This window comes from Ureibacillus sinduriensis BLB-1 = JCM 15800 (genome assembly GCF_000772955.1).
In the GTDB taxonomy this organism is placed as follows: Bacteria; Bacillota; Bacilli; order Bacillales_A; family Planococcaceae; genus Ureibacillus; species Ureibacillus sinduriensis.
Map to the genome: position 1 here is coordinate 1 of NZ_JPVO01000016.1, position 1,528 is coordinate 1,528.

At 32.1% G+C, this 1,528-nt stretch carries 1 protein-coding gene; it reads left to right on the plus strand.

Annotated features, from left to right (window positions below; genetic code table 11):
- Nucleotides 1-625 precede the first annotated feature (625 nt).
- Nucleotides 626-1,066 (plus strand): SRPBCC family protein, encoded by a 441-nt coding sequence (locus CD33_RS00180; protein WP_036196985.1) that lies wholly within the window; start codon nt 626-628, stop codon nt 1,064-1,066.
- Nucleotides 1,067-1,528 lie beyond the last annotated feature (462 nt).

A 1,528-nucleotide genomic window follows, 5' to 3' on the forward strand; every position in this document is an offset into this window, starting at 1 on the left:
ACAATGTACTTTGAATATGAGCATGGGCTTGACTTAAGTTGAAACGGGCAACGCGCTTCGCAGAATAGTAGGAGAATAAAATATATTAGGATTGAAAAACAAAAGGGCCTTTATTCTCTCCTTTCTCTAACTAAATTCACTTCATCCCAACGGGAGATATTAGTTTCAATGATTGCTATCTCTTAAATCTTTTAGATCATTTGGTTTGGTTCGATGTTCTCCTATAATGGTAACCATCATCTACATCGCAATCTACTAGTATATCCATATTTATAGGAGAGTGATGTGAGCTGTCTCTAACCTGCTCTAACAATTATAACCCTCTCATTTAAGCGGAAATTACAGGAAGATTTCTTACTAACATAATAATTATAGTGAGTAAATAACGACGCAATAGTGTGACGCATACAATCATTGTATTTGCATTTGCCCAGATAACATAAAGAAGCTTCTAAATAATGATGTGATATGACGGCAGTCACCGAGAAATGTGATTCTTCCATAAATCAATTTATTGAAAGAAGAAATAAGAATAAATTTAGTGATGTAAATTTGTGTTATTTATGTAATAATTACTTTTGGAAAAGTAATATGCAGTTCATTCGTAGTGGAAGAGGGGATCATTATGGCAACGGGCACACATACAGTAGAAATTCCAACAGATGTACAAGCAGTTTGGGATTATGTCAGTGATCTAGAAAAATGGGCTACAACAGTACCAGCCTATAAAGAACATGAAATCATAAACGAAAAACAATCTATTTGGACATTTGAAGGCAACGTAAAAGGTATTAAAAAAACAATAAAAGCACAAGTAGATATTACCGAATGGAATGAACCTTCAAACATTAAGTTTGAACTTAAAGGTTTATCTGATAATTTTACAGGGAGCGGTCACTTTACTGCAGAGGATATAAGTGGGAAAACAAAAATGACTTGTACCGTGGAAGTCCATGCTGGTGGATTGTCAGGTGCGGTATTAACTCCAGTTATTAAATGGGCTGTTCCAAAGGTTGCATCTCGTTTAACAGAATCAATTGCACGTAAAATCGCAGTATTCTCATAAACATAAAGATTGAAGAGGCCGCCAACAAAGTGGATGGCCTTCTTTTTATATTTGTTAATTGATTTATAGTACTATCAGCAATCATAAAGTACGATAATTTTGTTGTCTGAGGCTATCTGGTTGCTGTTATTTACTGACCTTTGTTGAATTTGTATTAAGGTATTTAAAAAAAGGTTTGGCAAACACCCATTAATAATTAAAGTTGCATTATTATTAAAGATTTTATTGACTTTGAAATATAGTATTGATATAATAATAAAGTTATTGATTTTTGTTATTGGGAAAAATGAGTAACTAATTGACATAATGAAAAATTGGATGTCACTTTAATAAAGTTGCTTTTTAAAGAGATAATTATTGTTGACATAATAAGTAACTATTGTTATAATATAAAAGTTGCCGTTAAAGCGACTTTAAATGAACCTTGAAAACTGAACAACAAAACGTTAATGAAATCGTTTC